Below are 14,901 nucleotides of genomic sequence, written 5' to 3' on the forward strand. Positions count from 1 at the left end.
GCGGGCGTAGCTGCTGTCGTCGGGATGGGCGGGGTTGATGGTCTCGGCCACGTCGCGGCGGATGGACCACGACTCGCTGTGGGCCTCGTCGAACACCACCGTCCGCGCCCCGTGCTCGGCCACCAGCCGGGCCGTCGCGCGCGCGACAGCGGGCGTCGGCAGCATGAGCGAGGTCGGGTGACGCACGATCGGGTACGGCTGGTGGCGGTCGAACTCGGCGCAGCCCGGCCAGGAGGGCGCGTAGACGGCCACGCCGGGGGTGCGCACGGCCAGGCCGTGGACGAAGGACTGGATGCCGCCGGGGCGCGGCGGGAAGTCGTTGGTGACGATGACGACGCGTGGGGTCACGGCGTGGGCACGCCGTTCAGCCGCGCCCACGCGCGCGCCAGGGCGATGCGCTCCGGGGTCGAGGGATGGGACGCGTAGAGCACGTACTCCACGGCATCGGGTGACAGGTCGGAGATGTTGGTGAGCGCCAGGCGTTTCTGCATGGCGACGAAGGTGGCCGGGTCCCTCGTCAGGTCGAGGGCGTGGACGTCGGCGCGGGCCTCGACGTGGCGGCCGACGACGTTCTGGGCGGGGCCGGACAGCACGGTGGCCAGGCTCATCAGGCCGAGCAGCGCGCCCACGGCCTTGGGGTCGGCCACCGAGGCGACTCCGGTGCGCCGCCGTACGAGCTGGAAGGCCAGGTACAGCAGCACGGTGCCGGCGGCGGCGCCGAGCCCGCCGACGAGCGTGCCGCTCAGCACGTCGCCGTTCTTCGCGTGGCCGAGCTCGTGCGCGACCACCAGCTCCACCTGCGGGCCCGGGGCGCGCAGCAGCGTGTCGTAGACGACGATCCGGCGGGTGGCGCCGAAGCCCGAGACGTACGCGTTGAGTGCGGTGGTGCGGCGGGAGGCGTCGGCGACGAGCACGTCCTCCACCGGCACGCCGTCGCGCTCGGCCATCCGCAGCAGGCTCGTGCGCAGCGGGCCCTGCGGCATGGGGCGGAAGTCGTTGAACAGCGGCTCGACCACCACGGGATAGATGAACGAGAGCGCCACGGTCAGCGCGAACGCGCCCACCGCGGCCGGGATCCACCACCGGCGGACCCTGCGCGCCAGCCAGACCAGGACCACCATCGTGAGGGACAGCACGGCGGCGTTGACGCCGATGCTCTTGAGACGGTCGCCCGTCCAGGACGCCCAGTCCTGCGTGGACAGGCCGTACGCGCGCAGCTCGGTCTCGAACCACATGCCGAGCGGCCACCTGACCGCCTCGACGATCGCGGTGAGCAGCAGCACGCCCAGGACGACGCGCAGCCACCACGGGCCCCTGAGCCGTCCGAGCAGCCGGCCGCCGAGCGGGGTGAGGACGAGCAGGCCGGCGAAGAGCAGGCTCAGGCCGAGCGACAGGTAGCCGGGCGCGCCGGTGGCGGCGTCGAACGCGGCGGCGTGCGCGATCTGGGCGGGGCTGAAGTCACGGGCGGGGTCGGGGGCCACATGCGGCGCGGAGGGCGGCAGCGCCCGCCACGGCGTCGTGAGGGCCACCACGGCCAGGGTCGCGATCCCGAGCCCGGCGCACACCAGCCCGGCCTGCCGCGCCGCGGTATGCCCCGTGGCGCTGTCGCCCGGAGTCGCGTCGGTGCCGGGCGCGTCTGTGCCGGGCGCGTCCGCTCCGCGGGCCGCGTCCCCCACCTGGCCGTCGTTCGTCACATGATCCCCCTACGCCAGCTTCTCACGCACGTACGCGCGCCACCCCGCCGTCAGCCGCGCGGCCGGGAGTCCGGCGGCGGTCAGCGCGCGGGCGGCGCCCCGCGTCCTGGCATCACGGTAGAGCCTCACCAGCGTGTCCTCCCCACGCCGCTCGGCGACGTACCGGCAGGCGAGCCACGCCTCCTGGTAGACCGCCGCCAGCCGGGCCGAGCCGGGCGCGAAATCGCCGGGCTCGGGCAGCCGGCGCGGCGGCCGCGACGCCCGGACCTCCGCGGCCAGCTCGGCGGCGGCCACAGGCACGCTCAGGCCGGCGTCGCGGTAGGCGACGTAGTCGGCGAATCCCTCGTACAGCCACGGCGGCAGCCCGCCGGTGCCGGCGGCGACGTGGGTGAGCTCGTGGGTGAGCACGACGTCGCGGCCGGTGGGGGTGAGGCGGTCGAACGTGCCGGGGACCACGACGACGCGGCTTCCGTCGGCCACGGCGGCCAGCCCCTCGACGTCCGCCACGCCGGCCAGGCGCGCGGCCTCGGCGGCGGAGGCGGGCACGAGCACGAGGGGCCGCACGGACACGCTGAGAACGCCGGAGACGCGCTCCGCCGCGGTGTCGGCCCGGCGCGCGAGATCCTGGAGCAGGCTCGGATCGGCCCGGTGTCCCAGCACGAGTGATCGGGCGCCCCGTGCCGCCCGCGTCTCGCCGGGCCACGGCTCGCCCCCTGTCCCGCCGAGCCCGACGGCACGATCCGCCTGAGCAGGCTCACGGGCCGGCGAGGACGCGGCGGCCAGCGCGAGCAGGGGCGCCACCCCCGCCAGCACGGCTCGACGACTCACCCGGGCGGACACGCTGTCCGATCGTACCCGGCCACCCGCCCGCTGTTCGTTCCCGAACGCGCGAAGACCCCGTCCCCAACCCGGGACGGGGTCTTCGTGCGTGCTCACAGGCCGGGACGTACCGCCCCCACGAACGACGACTTGCGCCATCCGCTGATCTTCTCGACGCGTACCGTCAGACCTGTCCGCGGCGAATGGACCATCTTGCCGTGGCCGACGTACATGCCCACGTGACCGAGCCCCCGGAAGAACATCAGGTCACCCGGCTGGAGGTTCTTCCAGGAGACCTTCTTCTTGATGCGTGCGTACTGGCTGTTCGTCACGCGGGGAATGCTCACGCCGGCCTTCTTCCAGGCGTACTGGACCAGTCCGGAGCAGTCGAACGCGCCAGGGCCGGTGCCGCCGTAACGGTACGGGTCACCGATCTGCGCCTTGGCGACGGCGACGGCCGCATGGGCCTTCGCCTGCTGCCGGACGGCCTTGGAGGCCTTCGCCGTCTTGCCGGCCGCCGTCTTCACGGACGCGGCGGCTGTGCCCGCCGAAACCGTGGAAAGACTGGCCGTGGTGCTCGTCGTCCCTGCCGCCTGGGCCGCCGGAGCATGGAGGACCAGACCTCCGGCCGTCACGGTCATGGTGAGAGCGACGCCGCTCAGGGCGATTCGGGACAGACGGGGGTTGTGCGAGTGGGTAGACAGGATTTCTCCTTGGATCTTCCACGAACGCCTACCGGGTTAGCTGACGGATTCGGGCCTGGAAGTCGCCCTACGGCGCGTTACGCGCCGATTCACCCCTGATCCCGCTCGGGATCGCTGGGTCCCCGGCTCCGTGCCTCCTGGCTGCACGGACTCGGCAGGCCACCACCGCAACAAGTACGGATATTTACGGCGGCGACCGATGGATTGCTATCTCGTCCACATCGGTGGGACCGATGTTGGTTCGCGGCGCCATGGCTTGTTCGCCGCGACGCCAGAAGTTACGCCGAGATGTCATGAAACGGCAAAGCGTGGGTCAAGCTGTAAAGATCGCCATAAGGTGTCAGTAAAGGGACGACTCCCAGCTAGCCACCATGATTCGTTACGCAAATGTGACTCTGCTCACACTTGACGAATCAGGCGCCTGTCAGGACTCTTTCGTCACATTTGTCAGGTTTGTCCCCGGCAGGACGGCAGGCCACGTGACCATGACCGGTCACGGACCGCTTCAGTTCTTCACTTGCGTTCCCGTCACGAGACGCGCGCACGGCCGCTACACTGCCTCGCCACAGCGAGGCAGTGTCTTCGGTTCAGAGTGAGAGGATGCGCCGCGTGGCGCGCTACGGGCGGATGGCGCCGACGAGGGCGCCGCCGTACGAGGAGAGGGTGGCGACCTTGACGACGTCGCCCGTCTGCGGCGCGTGAACGATCTGGCCGTTGCCCGCGTAGATGCTCACGTGGCCGAGTCCCGAGCTGAAGATGAGGTCCCCGGGCTGCAGCGCGTTCAGCGCCACCCTGCGCGAGGCGCCCCACGCCCACTGCTGCCAGGTGGTGCGCGGCAGCGAGACGCCGGCCGCGCGCCACGACGCCTGCGTCAGCCCCGAGCAGTCCCAGCCGCCGGGGCCCGTGCCGCCGAACACGTACGGCTTGCCCACCTGCGAGTACGCGAACCGGAGCACGGCCGCCGCGTTGCCCGAGGCCGCGCCGGTGTACTTGATGCCGGTGCTGTTCGGGTCGCCCACCCGGTAGGCGCCGAGCCGGTCGAGCAGCTTCTTCTGCTGGGCGATGAGCTTGAGGACCTCGGCGCGCTCCTTGCGGACCGCGTCGCGCTCCTTGTCGGCGGCGGCCAGGGCCTCCTCGGCCTTGTCACGCTCGGCCTTGAGGCCGCGGTTCTCCCGGTCGAAGGCGGTGAGCTTGTCAGCGCGCTCCCGGGTCACCTGGTCGGCCAGGGCGAGGCCGCCCAGGGTGTTCATGGGATCGTCGGAGCCGATCACGCCGGGCATGGAGGTGACGTCGCGGCCCAGCTTGTAGCTGTTGACGGCCATCGAGATCACCTGCTCGCGCAGGTCGGCCACGGTCGCGAGCTTGCGCTTGTAGCTGTCGTTGAGCTCGGTGTAGGCGGACTGGGCCTTCTTGTGGTTCTCGGTCGCCGTGTTGTAGCGGTCGACGACCTTGTCGGCCTTGTCGTTGAGCTTGGCGAGCTTCGCCTTGGCCTGCTTGATCGTGGGCTTCGGCGCGGCCTGGGCTCCACCTGTCGGCGAAAGCAGCAACCCGATCGCGAGACACGCGACCATCGGCACCCGGCCCAAACTCACAGCGTCGCCTCCAAGGGATCATACCTGGGGCGAAATAGTACAGAAGTTAAGGTGTTGATCTCACCTAAACGCCAGATTCCTTATACCGTCGCTTTGCCGTCCAGCCGCTACGTCCGGATCGCGCCCTGCTCAAGTCCGGCCCGCGGTCTACGCGCAGCCCAGCCCTCGGTCTACGCGCAGCCCAGCTCGCGGTTTACGCGCGGCCCAGCCTGCGGAGCAGCAGTGCCGACGGTACGGGGCGGGCGCCCATCCTGCGGACGGATTCGGCCACCTCGCGGTCGGAGGACACCACGGCGATGGCCCGGCCGGGCGGCTCGGCGCGGACGAGCTGGCGGATGAGGTCGTCGGCGATCTCCCCCGGCGCGCTGAACAGCACGCGCACCCCGCGCGGCGCCACCACCTGGACCGGCGCGTTCAGCTCGGCCCCGTCGAAGACCACGGTCACCTCGACGCGGGTCTGCGCGACGAGCCCGCCGAGCCCGGTCATGAGCCGGTTGCGCTGGTCGGCCAGCGTGAGGGTGCCGTAGCCGGCCTTGGTCACGTTGTAGCCGTCGATGATCAGGTGGACCTGGGGCAGCGCGAGGAGCTGGTCGAGGAGCTGCGGGTCGTCGTCGGCCAGCGCGCGGGCCGGCACTCCGCGCACGCTGGGACGCTCGCCGGTGACGGCCGCCACCGAGTCGGCGGGCCTGCTGATCATGGTGGGCAGGGCCAGCTCCCTGCGCAGCCCGGCGGAGGCGTCCTGGAGGGCGTCGAGCAGCACCCGGATGCGGGCGTCCTCGATGCTGCGGCCCTCGCGGGCGGCCCGGCGCGAGGCTTCGAGCTGTTTCTCGGCGTCGGCCAGCCGCTCGCGCAACCGCCGCAGCTCGGCCTCGCCCGCGCTGCCCGCCGCCGAGGCCGTCGACCGCGCCTCCTCGGCGAGCTGCTCCATCTCCTCGGCGCGCCGCTGCGCCTCCCTGGACTTCTCCCGGGCCTCATGGAGGCGGCGGCGCAGGTCGGAGTTCTCCGTGCGGGCGGCCTTGAGCTGCTCGCGCAGCCGGTCGGTCTCCTCCTTGGCGGCGCTCTTCTGGGCGGCGAGCTGCTCGCGCAGCCGGGACACGACCTCCTCGCGCTCGGACCCCTCGGCGGCCACGGCGGACCGTTCGAGGTCGGCGCGGGCGGCCTCGACCATGTCGGCCCAGCCGGGCGGGCGGGTGAGGTAGGCGGCGGCCGCCACGAGCACGGGGTCGGCGGCGGGCGGCACGTGGCCGTCCACCAGCGAGGCGGCCAGCTCCGGCCAGCCCGCCGCGACCGACTCGGCGACCAGCTCGCGGAACTCCTTGTCGTTCTCCAGCTGCGCGGCGATCGGGGCGCTGCCCAGGCGGGCGCGCTTGCGCGGGTCGAACTTGGCGATGCCCCGCAACGGGGCCGGCACGGACGCAGCGGGCATCGAGCCGAGGACCTGGGCTGCCAGGTCGACGACGTTCAGCCGCACCGGCTCGGGAAGCGGGCGAGACAGGCCTTCACCCGCTGAGCTCATCCCACTGTCCCTTCGTGACATGCCCTTTCAGACAAGGGTACGGCTGCCCCGTACCTGACCGTAACGCTCGCCCCACGTGGACAAGCGCTTGCTAGGGGTATACCACTGGGGCGGGACCGGAACTCACCCGAGGAGGCCGCCGTGACGGAGGAGATGCGGACGTCCACCCGTGACCTGGGCCGGCTCCGCGACCGGATGGCGTCCTGGCTGGCCGGCCGCACCGGCGGCCCGGTGGACGTGTCGGAGCTCTCGCGGCCCGCGGCCAACGGCATGTCCAGCGAGACGGTCTTCTTCACCGCCTCCTGGCCGGGCCGGCGGCACGCACGGTGCGTGGCCCGGCTGGCGCCGGCGGCCGAGGCGGTACCCGTCTTCCCCCGTTATGACCTGGGGGCCCAGTTCGAGGTGATGCGGCTGGCCCGGGACCGGGCCGGGATCCCGGCGCCGAGGGCGCTGTGGTTCGAGCCGGACCCGGCGCCGCTGGGCACGCCGTTCTTCGTCATGGAGCGGGAGGACGGGGACGTGCCGCCGGACGTCATGCCGTACACGTTCGAGGGCTGGCTGCTCGACGCGCCACCAGGACGGCGGCGCGTCCTGCAGGACGCGACGGTACGGCTCCTCGCCGCGCTGCACGACGCGCCGTTCACCCGCGAGGACCTCTCGGTCCTGTCCCCCACCGGCGTACGGCCCTCACGCGCGGACGAGCGGCCCTCGTACGGCGACGAGCGGGCCCTGGGCGGCGGAGAGCGGCCCTCGTACGGCGGGGAGGGCTTCGCCGGCGACGAGGGGGGAGGCGGCGTGCGGGGCGGCGGGCTGCGGGCGCACGTGGACGCGCAGCGCGCCTACTACGCGTGGGCGCACGGTGACCACCCGATCCCGCTGCTGGAGCGCGCCTTCGGCTGGCTGGAGGCGCACTGGCCCGACGACCCGGGCCCCGACGTCCTCACCTGGGGCGACGCCCGCATCGGGAACGTGATGTACCGGGACTTCCGGCCGGTCGCCGTGCTCGACTGGGAGATGGCCGCCGTGGGGCCGCGCGAGCTGGACCTGGCCTGGATGATCTTCCTGCACCGGTTCTTCCAGGACCTCACGGAGGCGATCGGCCTGCCGGGGCTGCCGGACTTCATGCGCGGGGACGACGTGTGCCGCACGTACCAGGCACTGACGGGTCACACGCCGGCGAACATGGACTTCCACCTGACGTACGCGGCGCTCAGGCACGGGGTGATCATGGCCCGGGTGTGGCGACGCCGCGTCCACTTCGGCGAGCAGCCCATGCCGGACGACCCGGACGACCTGGTCATGCACCGCAGCACACTGGAACGCATGCTGGAAGCCTGACCCACCCTGGACGGCCGGCCCCGCACCACTCCCCAGGCGCGGTCACGTCCCGCTACCCGCGCCGGTGCTCCCCCGACCCGGCGTCGTGGACCAGCAGGGCGATCTGCACCCGGTTGTTGAGCCCCAGCTTGGTGAGGATGCGCGAGACGTGCGCCTTGACCGTGGCGACGCTCATGTACAGGTCGGCCCCGATCTCGGCGTTGGACCGGCCCTGACCGACGGCCGTCGCCACCTCCCCCTCGCGCTCGCTCAACCGGTCGAGCAGCGCCCGGGCCCGCCCCGCGCGGCTCTCGGCGCCTCCGCCCGACACGTGGGTGATGAGCTGCCGGGTCACCGCCGGCGACAGGATCGGCTCCCCCGCCGACACCTTCCGGATCGCCCCGACCAGCTCGGCGGGCGCGATGTCCTTCAGCAGGAATCCCGCCGCCCCGGCCCGCAACGCCCGCAGCACCTGGGCGTCGGCGTGGAACGTCGTCAGGACCACGACCTCGGGCGGCTCCCTGGTGGCGCGCAGCGCCTCGGTGGCGGCGAGGCCGTCGACGTCCGGCATACGGATGTCCATGAGGACCACGTCGGGACGGTGCTCGGCGACCAGAGGCGGTACCTGGGACCCGTCACCGGCCTCGCCGACGATGCGGATGTCGTCCGCGCCGCCGAGGATCATCGCCAGCCCCGCCCGGACGAGCGGATCGTCGTCCACGATGAGCACCTTGATCGTCATGGCGTCCATCATGACCGGCCCCCGCCACCGGTCCGGACGCCCACCACGGCCACCGATTCCACCCTCACACCAGCCCCTTCCTCCCTCACGGCCGCAATCCACAGCTCGTCGTCACGATCCCGGACGACGGTCACGACGCCCACGGCAGCCACGCGTGCAGGCGGAAGTCGCCCCCCGCCACCGACCCGAACTCCAGTCGGCCACCCGCCAGCCCGACCCGCTCGGTGAGCCCGATGAGCCCCGCTCCCGCTCCCGGGAGGCGCGGGCTCTGCCGGGCCCACACCGCGTTGCGCGCCTCGACCGTCACTCCGTCGCCGGGCCGCCCTGCGACGGTCACGCCCACCGGCGCGCCGCCCGCGTGCTTGCGCGCGTTGGTGAGCGCCTCCTGGACGACCCGGTAGACGGTACGGCCGAGCGCGTCCGGCACCGCGGCGTCTCCCCCGCCGGCGGCCCGGGCCGCGTCCCCGTCGAACCCGTTCATCGTGAAGGACACCTTCATGCCCGCCTGCCGGCACTCCTCGACCAGGGAACGCAGGTCGGCCAGCGTGGGCTGGGGCGGGAGAGGCACGGGACCGTTCTCGTCGCCGGAGGAGGACGGGTGGCGCAGCACGCCGATCACCTCGCGCAGATCCTGGAGCGCCTGGTGGGCGCTGTCGCGGATGGCGCCGGCGGCCCGGGAGATCTCCTCGGGCGGCGCGCCGGGCCGGAACTCCAGCGCGCCCGCGTGCAGGCTCAGCATGGAGATGCGGTGGGCCAGCACGTCGTGCATCTCGCGGGCGATCCGCTCGCGTTCGAGCCGTTTGGCCTCGTCGGCCGCGATGACCGCGCGCTGCCGTAACGACCAGACGAGCTGCCGCCGGGCCCGTACGACCACACCCCAGGCGAACACCGTCAGCAGGATCGCCACGGTCAGCGTCGCCGTCCCGGCCGGCCCCAGCTCGGGATCGGGCCGGAGCAGCGCGTACGGGGCGATGGTCACGAAGCCGAGCGCGGCGACCAGCCCCGACACCTTGAACGGCCGGTGCACCGCCACCGTGAACAACCCCACCACGGCCGCGCCGCCGACCATCAGCAGGTACGTCGACAGCACCCCGGTCACCACGGCCAATCCCACCGGCCACCGGCGGCGCAGCCACACCGCCACGCACGACAGCACCCCGGCGACCTGCTCGGTCACCACCAGCGCCCGCGGTATGCCCTCCAGCTCGGGCGCCGTCATCAGCGTGATGCCGCACGCGGCCAGGAACATGAGGATGTCCACGATCCAGTCGCGGGTGGAGCGTCGCACGGGCCGCCCGGCGGAGCCGTCGCCCAGGAGGACGGACGGCAGGGCCCAGCGGTATTCGTGGTGGTCGCTCACATGTCCCGAGGTTAGGGGGTCGGCCGGCGGGCGGACAGCGACCAAAGTCGATACACCGCGCGACCTCCGGCGGACGCGCCGGGCTCGCCGGCCGCGCCATGGTCGGTGACATGGAACGTCACGACGAACATCCGGTGCCACGGCCGGACACCTTCCCTGACCCGCGCCCGCCCCGTCGGCGAGCGGCGCGGACGGGGGCGCAGGCGGGGATCGGGGCCGAGGCGGGGACGGGGGTGGCCGGGGTGGCGTTGAGGCCACCGCGTCACCGGGCCGATCCGCGTGCCGTCAGGTGGTGGACGGCGCAGGCGCTCATGCTGGCCGTCCCGGTGGCGGGCGGGACCGTGGCGGCGTACTGGCTGTTCACCGGGCATCCGGTCGTGCTGGGCGTGCTGGTGGCCGGGTTCGCGGGCTGCTGCCTGGTGCTGGCCGTGGCCGGGCCGCGCGCGTCGTACCGGAGGGAGCGCTGGGAGGTGACCGCCGAGGCGGTGTACACGCGCAAGGGCTGGATCACCCACACCTGGCGGGTGGCGCCGATGTCGCGCATCCAGACGGTCGACACCGCGCGGGGGCCGGTGCAGCGGCTGTTCGGGCTGGCGGACGTGACGGTGACCACGGCGTCGGCCGCGGGACCGATCACGATCGAGGGGCTGGACCACGAGCTGGCCGCCGAGCTCGCGGCCCGGCTGACCGCGATCACGCAGGCCACGCCGGGGGACGCGACATGACCTGGCGTCGTCTGCCCGGGCGGAGCGTGGGGGTCTCGGCGGTGCTGTCCCTCGGCGCCGTGGTGGCCGTGGACGTGGTCGTGGTGCGGGTGCTGCACGGAGCCGACCGGCCGTGGGGCGCGGTCGCGGCCGTGGCGGCGGTGGCCGCCGTCCTCATCGTGGCGGCTGTCGTCGCGTACGACGTGACACGGCTGCGCGTGACGCGCTGGCGGCTCACGCGGGACCGCCTGGAGCTGCGCTCCGGCGTGCTGTCGCGCCGGCACCGGTCGGTGCCGCGCGACCGGGTCCGCAGCGTGGACCTGCGCGCCGATCCGGTACGGCGGGCGTTCGGGCTGGCCGTCGTCAGGATCGGCGCGGGCGGCCATGGGGACGAGCGCACCGAGCTGACCCTGGACCCGCTGACGAGGGCCGAGGCCGAGTCGCTGCGCCGGGCCCTCCTGTCGGGCGCCCCCGCCGGCCCCTTCCTCCCGGCCACGGGCTGGGAGGACCTGCCGTCGGCGAGCACGTCCACCGGCCCGGGAGGCGGTCGGGCGACCGGCGACCGGGACGCCGGGCGCATCGGGGGCGCCGTCGGGGCTGAGACCGTCGGGGCGGGGGCCGTCGAGGTGGTGGCGCGGTTGCGGTGGTCGTGGGTCCGGTACGCGCCGCTGACCGTGTGGTCGTTCGCCGGGGCCGCGATCGTGCTCGGGGTGCTGTACAAGCCGCTCGACGCGCTCGGGGTGGAGGTGTTCTCCGGCGAGACGGCGGGCGTCGTGTGGGACTGGCTGACGGAGCGGCCCTGGGTGACGGTCCCGCTGGTGGTCGCGGGCAACGTGGTGGCCGGCGTGACGGGAGCGCTGCTGATCTTCGTGGAGTCGTGGGGCGGCTACCGCCTGGAACGCGAGCCCGGCCGCCCTGGATCGGCCACGGCCACCGGCCCGGACCGGGTGCGAAGCCCGGCTGCTGACCCGGCGCGGCGGGACGGGCGGTGGCGGGTGCGGCGGGGGCTGCTGACCAGCCGGTCGCTCACGCTGGACGAGGAGCGGCTGCGGGGCGTGGAGATCCGCGAGCCGCTGCTGCTGAGGCTCGGAGGCGGGGCCCGTGTCAAGGCGGTGGCCACCGGCCTGGGCAAGGCCGAGGAGGGCGAGACGGAGGACGTGGCGGCGCTCACTCCGCCCCTGCCCCGCGGCGAGGCCGCGCGCGTGGCGGCCCGGATCGCGGGCGGACCCCTTCCTGAGCCCCTTCCGCACCCGGTGGCCGCCCGGCGCAGGCGGGTGCGGAGGGCGCTGGCCGCCGTCGTCGCACCGGTCGCGGCGCTCGCGATCGCCGTGGCGGTGCTCTCCCGCTCCGGCTGGTCCTGGGCGTCGGAGGCGGGGGTTTGGGCGCGGGCCGCGTCCACGGAGGCGTGGGTCTGGGGTGTGGCGGCCTCCGTCACGGCGACGGCTCTGGCGGCCGCGCTCTGGCTGGCCGTGGCCGGTTACCGGGGACTGGGGCACGCGCTCGGCGGGCGCCACCTGGTCGCCCGGTCGGGTGCGGTGGTGCGCCGGACCGTCGCGCTCGACCTCGGCGGCATCGTGGGCTGGACGATCACTCAGTCGTACGTCCAGCGCCGCGCCGGGCTGCTGACGGTCTCGGCCACGACGGCCGCGGGCGACGGCCACTACGACGTCGTCGACGTGGGCTGTGACGCCGGCCTGGAGCTCGCGGCAGGGGCCGTGCCCGGCCTCCTCGACCCGTTCCTGGTCCGCACCGGGGGCCCCGAGGGGTGAGCGGGCGAATGCCACCGGACGGAGGGGGCCTCGCGCGCGCGGGCCCGGCTCCCGACGGGCGGGCGCGCGCGAGGCGGTGTGAGTCGCGGGATCCCCCACGGCTTGCCCGCGCCCCTGTCACGGTCAAGCGAGATCACGCGGCTCACGCTGTTACGCGATCAACGCTATTTGCCCCGCTTGCAGATCAGTTGCAGGCCCGTAAACCCTTCGCGTCAACCGTCCAGGTGTATGCCGTTTCGCCGTCTCCGGAAGGCACGCGGTCATGGCGCGTCGCGCCCGGGTGGACGCCGGTCACCTGCCCGTGGGTACGCCGCGCTCGGGGCCCCTTGCCGGTCGCCCGGCCCGGCGACGTGGTGCCGGGCCCGCCCGAACCGGGATGGGCAGGGCCGGGGCAGGTCAGCCGCCGCCGGGCCCGCCTTCCAGTCCCGCCAGGTAGGCGCGGGACACCGCGAGCGCGCCCGCGACGGCCTCCTTGCTCGGCATGAGGCGCACCTTGGGGGAGTTGGTCGGCTCGCTGTCGGGCCGTTGCTGCCCCGCGTAGTCCACCGTCACGACCAGCGCCCCCTTCTGGATCGTCACCGTCGCGCTGCCCGCGAAGATCGCCCCGCGCCGGTAACTGATGTACTGGCTGTAGGCGGCGTCCCCCATGCCCTTGATGTCGCTCAGCTTGGCCCAGTCGACGTCGCGCGAGTCGAGGTCCTCCACGGACTTTGCCCCGCCGCGCCGGCTCGCGTAGAAGGTCTTGGCGGCGCCGGCGTCGGGGGCGCCCGCGCGGTTCGTGAACCGGTGCGTGGTGATCAGCACGCTGCGGGTCTTCGTGACATCGTCACCGGCGTCGATCTTGCGGTTGAGCCAGCGGCACTCGTTCTGGGCATCCGCCCCCGTGCCACCGCCCGTCGCCCTGGTCTCCGCGCCCGGCACCAGCTCGGTCGCGGCCTTCCCCGCCGCCACGCAGTCGGCGGGCATCGCCGCGAGCTGCGTCGGCGAGGGCGTGGGCGTCGCCGACGCCGAGGGGGCCGTAGGCGTGGCGGAGGGCACCTTGAGCGGCTGGGCCAGCACGTCGGGGTGCTGTGCCTTCCACGCGGCCACGCCCTTGGCGATCTGCCCGGCGAGTCCGGTGACCTCGCGGATGGCGTTGTCCTCGGTGACGGACTGGACGGTGTCGCTGCTGAAGATCTGGGCGTCCTTGCGCTGCTGGTTCGCCTGGTACTTGACCTGGATGGTCATGTCGGCGACCCGGGCGTGGGCCTCGCCGTACGAGTACCACAACACGTTGCCCGAGCGGCGCCACACGTACTGGGCGAAAGCGCCGTCACCCACCCCCTGGATGTCCCTGACCTTGGAGGTGTAGTCCTTCTCGCCCTTCTTGAGGGTCGGCTTGGCGGTCTCGCCGTACTTGGCGCTGCTGTAGTCGATGTCGAACGAGTTCTGGGCCATGGAACGGCCGGTCTTCGCGCCGTCGCCGCGGTGCTGATCGACCTTGACCTCGACCTGGCGGCTGCGCCAGTACTCGCCGAAGGAGATCCGCTGGTTCACCCAGGTGCAGTTGAAGGTGATCGTGTACTCGCCGGACCTGGAGTCGGCGGTGACCGTCGCCTGCGGCACGAGCCGGTCGACCGTCTCCTTGGGCAGCATGGCGCACACATCGGGGCCGGTCACGGCGGCCGCCTTCTGGGCGGAGGACTTGGCGGCGGGCTGCTCCGAGGCGGACGTCCTGCCGAACACGAGGTAGGCGCCGCCTGCCACGCCAGCCAGCAGGACCGCGACGCCGGCGGCCACGGCGGGCATCACCCAGGGGCGGCGCGCCTTCGGACGGCCGTCCGGACGGCCTCCCGGGCGGTTCTCGGGGCGGTTCGCCGAGCTGGGGGACGCGCCGGTGGGGACGTCCACGCCCACGAAGGACGGCGCGGTGTCCGACGCACCGCCCCCGGGCTGGCCGTACGCGGCGCCGGGAGCCCCCGGCGCGGGCGGACCGTACTGACCGTACTGGCCGGGTGGGCCGTACTGGCCCGGCGGGCCGTACTGGCCGGGCGGACCGGGCGGGCCGGGCGGACCGTACTGGCCCGGTGGTGGATCCTGGCCCGCCGGAACGCTCGGCGGCGGGCCGCCGTACGGGGAGCCGGGCGCGCCCGGGTCCCCGTACGGGCCGGCGGGCGGGACGGGGAACGGCCCGGCAGGTGCACCGGGGGCGGGCCAGAGGGGCGGACCGGGCTGCGGCCCTGACTGAGGACCCGGAAGCGGCCCGGCCTGAGGACCCACAGGCGGCCCAGCTTGAGGACCCAGAGGCGGCCCGGTCTGAGGACCCCAAGGCAGCCCGGCCTGCGGACCCGAAAGCGGCTGGCCCGACGGGCCTGCCGGAGGGCCGGGAGGGGGCGTGGCGGGAGGCCAGACCGGCGTCCCAGCGGGCGGCCCCACCGAGGGACCGCTGTGAGGACCTGAGGGCGGACCGGCTTGCGGCGTGGCGGGCGGGACCGGCGGGGGCGGGGTGGCCGGGCGGCCCTCGTACGGTCCCGCCTGCGGCTCCCAGGGCGTGAACGGCGGCCCCGCCGGTGACCAGCCTGGAGGCTCGGACGGCCCGCCCGGCCCCGGCTGGGGGTTGGGCGGCGGCTCATTCCGGTTACCGGCATTCACGAGGCACTCCTGGGGATTCGCCATGACATGCGACTGAACATGTTAGTGAAACC

At 73.8% G+C, this 14,901-nt stretch carries 11 protein-coding genes, 1 pseudogene and 1 riboswitch; of the genes and pseudogenes, 3 read left to right on the top strand and 9 right to left on the bottom strand.

Annotated features, from left to right (window positions below; genetic code table 11):
* The 6 genes and pseudogenes from ABZS51_RS29750 to ABZS51_RS29775 all read right to left on the bottom strand — a co-directional run.
* A pseudogene (locus ABZS51_RS29750) lies at positions 1-348 on the bottom strand (hypothetical protein); the annotation flags it as partial.
* On the bottom strand, positions 345-1,694 hold the full coding sequence (locus tag ABZS51_RS29755; RefSeq protein ID WP_355447734.1) for a M48 family metallopeptidase: 1,350 nt from the start codon (positions 1,692-1,694) through the stop codon (positions 345-347). The pseudogene ABZS51_RS29750 and the gene ABZS51_RS29755, both read right to left, overlap by 4 nt.
* A gap of 9 nt (positions 1,695-1,703) precedes the next feature.
* Positions 1,704-2,534, bottom strand: coding sequence for a hypothetical protein (locus tag ABZS51_RS29760; protein ID WP_355447737.1), 831 nt, complete (start codon positions 2,532-2,534; stop codon positions 1,704-1,706).
* A gap of 92 nt (positions 2,535-2,626) precedes the next feature.
* Positions 2,627-3,040 (bottom strand): C40 family peptidase, encoded by a 414-nt coding sequence (locus ABZS51_RS29765; protein ID WP_355447740.1) that lies wholly within the window; start codon positions 3,038-3,040, stop codon positions 2,627-2,629.
* Positions 3,041-3,227: 187 nt separating this feature from the next.
* A riboswitch (cyclic di-AMP (ydaO/yuaA leader) is annotated at positions 3,228-3,384 on the bottom strand.
* Positions 3,385-3,834: 450 nt separating this feature from the next.
* The gene (locus ABZS51_RS29770; RefSeq protein WP_355447743.1) at positions 3,835-4,809 is read right to left on the bottom strand and encodes an NlpC/P60 family protein; all 975 of its coding nucleotides are present in this window, start codon (positions 4,807-4,809) and stop codon (positions 3,835-3,837) included.
* A 193-nt stretch (positions 4,810-5,002) separates the two neighbouring features.
* A complete protein-coding gene (locus ABZS51_RS29775; protein WP_310715048.1) occupies positions 5,003-6,325 on the bottom strand; it encodes an NYN domain-containing protein in 1,323 nt (440 codons plus the stop codon).
* A 141-nt stretch (positions 6,326-6,466) separates the two neighbouring features.
* Between ABZS51_RS29775 and ABZS51_RS29780 the strand changes: the two genes are divergently transcribed.
* A complete protein-coding gene (locus ABZS51_RS29780) occupies positions 6,467-7,663 on the top strand; it encodes a phosphotransferase family protein (protein WP_355447746.1) in 1,197 nt (398 codons plus the stop codon).
* A gap of 52 nt (positions 7,664-7,715) precedes the next feature.
* Here the strand turns inward: ABZS51_RS29780 and ABZS51_RS29785 are convergent, their stop codons facing one another.
* On the bottom strand, positions 7,716-8,384 hold the full coding sequence (locus ABZS51_RS29785; RefSeq protein WP_355447749.1) for a response regulator transcription factor: 669 nt from the start codon (positions 8,382-8,384) through the stop codon (positions 7,716-7,718).
* Positions 8,385-8,514: 130 nt separating this feature from the next.
* Positions 8,515-9,744, bottom strand: a complete 1,230-nt coding sequence (locus tag ABZS51_RS29790; RefSeq protein WP_355447751.1) for a histidine kinase — start codon at positions 9,742-9,744, stop codon at positions 8,515-8,517.
* Between the two features lie 110 nt (positions 9,745-9,854).
* Here ABZS51_RS29790 and ABZS51_RS29795 point away from each other — a divergent pair, with 110 nt between their 5' ends.
* Complete coding sequence (locus tag ABZS51_RS29795; RefSeq protein WP_355447754.1) at positions 9,855-10,469, top strand: PH domain-containing protein; 615 nt, start codon at positions 9,855-9,857, stop codon at positions 10,467-10,469.
* Positions 10,466-12,217: a PH domain-containing protein gene (locus ABZS51_RS29800; RefSeq protein ID WP_355447757.1), complete on the top strand. Its 1,752-nt coding sequence runs from the start codon at positions 10,466-10,468 to the stop codon at positions 12,215-12,217. Before ABZS51_RS29795 ends, ABZS51_RS29800 begins: the two co-directional genes overlap by 4 nt.
* A 396-nt stretch (positions 12,218-12,613) precedes the next feature.
* On the opposite strand, the gene ABZS51_RS29805 is transcribed toward ABZS51_RS29800, so the two are convergent.
* Positions 12,614-14,107 carry a hypothetical protein gene (locus ABZS51_RS29805; protein ID WP_355447760.1) on the bottom strand — a complete coding sequence of 498 codons (1,494 nt, stop codon included), beginning with the start codon at positions 14,105-14,107 and terminating at the stop codon, positions 12,614-12,616.
* Between the last annotated feature and the right edge of the window lie 794 nt (positions 14,108-14,901).

This window comes from Nonomuraea sp. NPDC005501 (assembly GCF_040605905.1).
In the GTDB taxonomy this organism is placed as follows: domain Bacteria; phylum Actinomycetota; class Actinomycetes; order Streptosporangiales; family Streptosporangiaceae; genus Nonomuraea.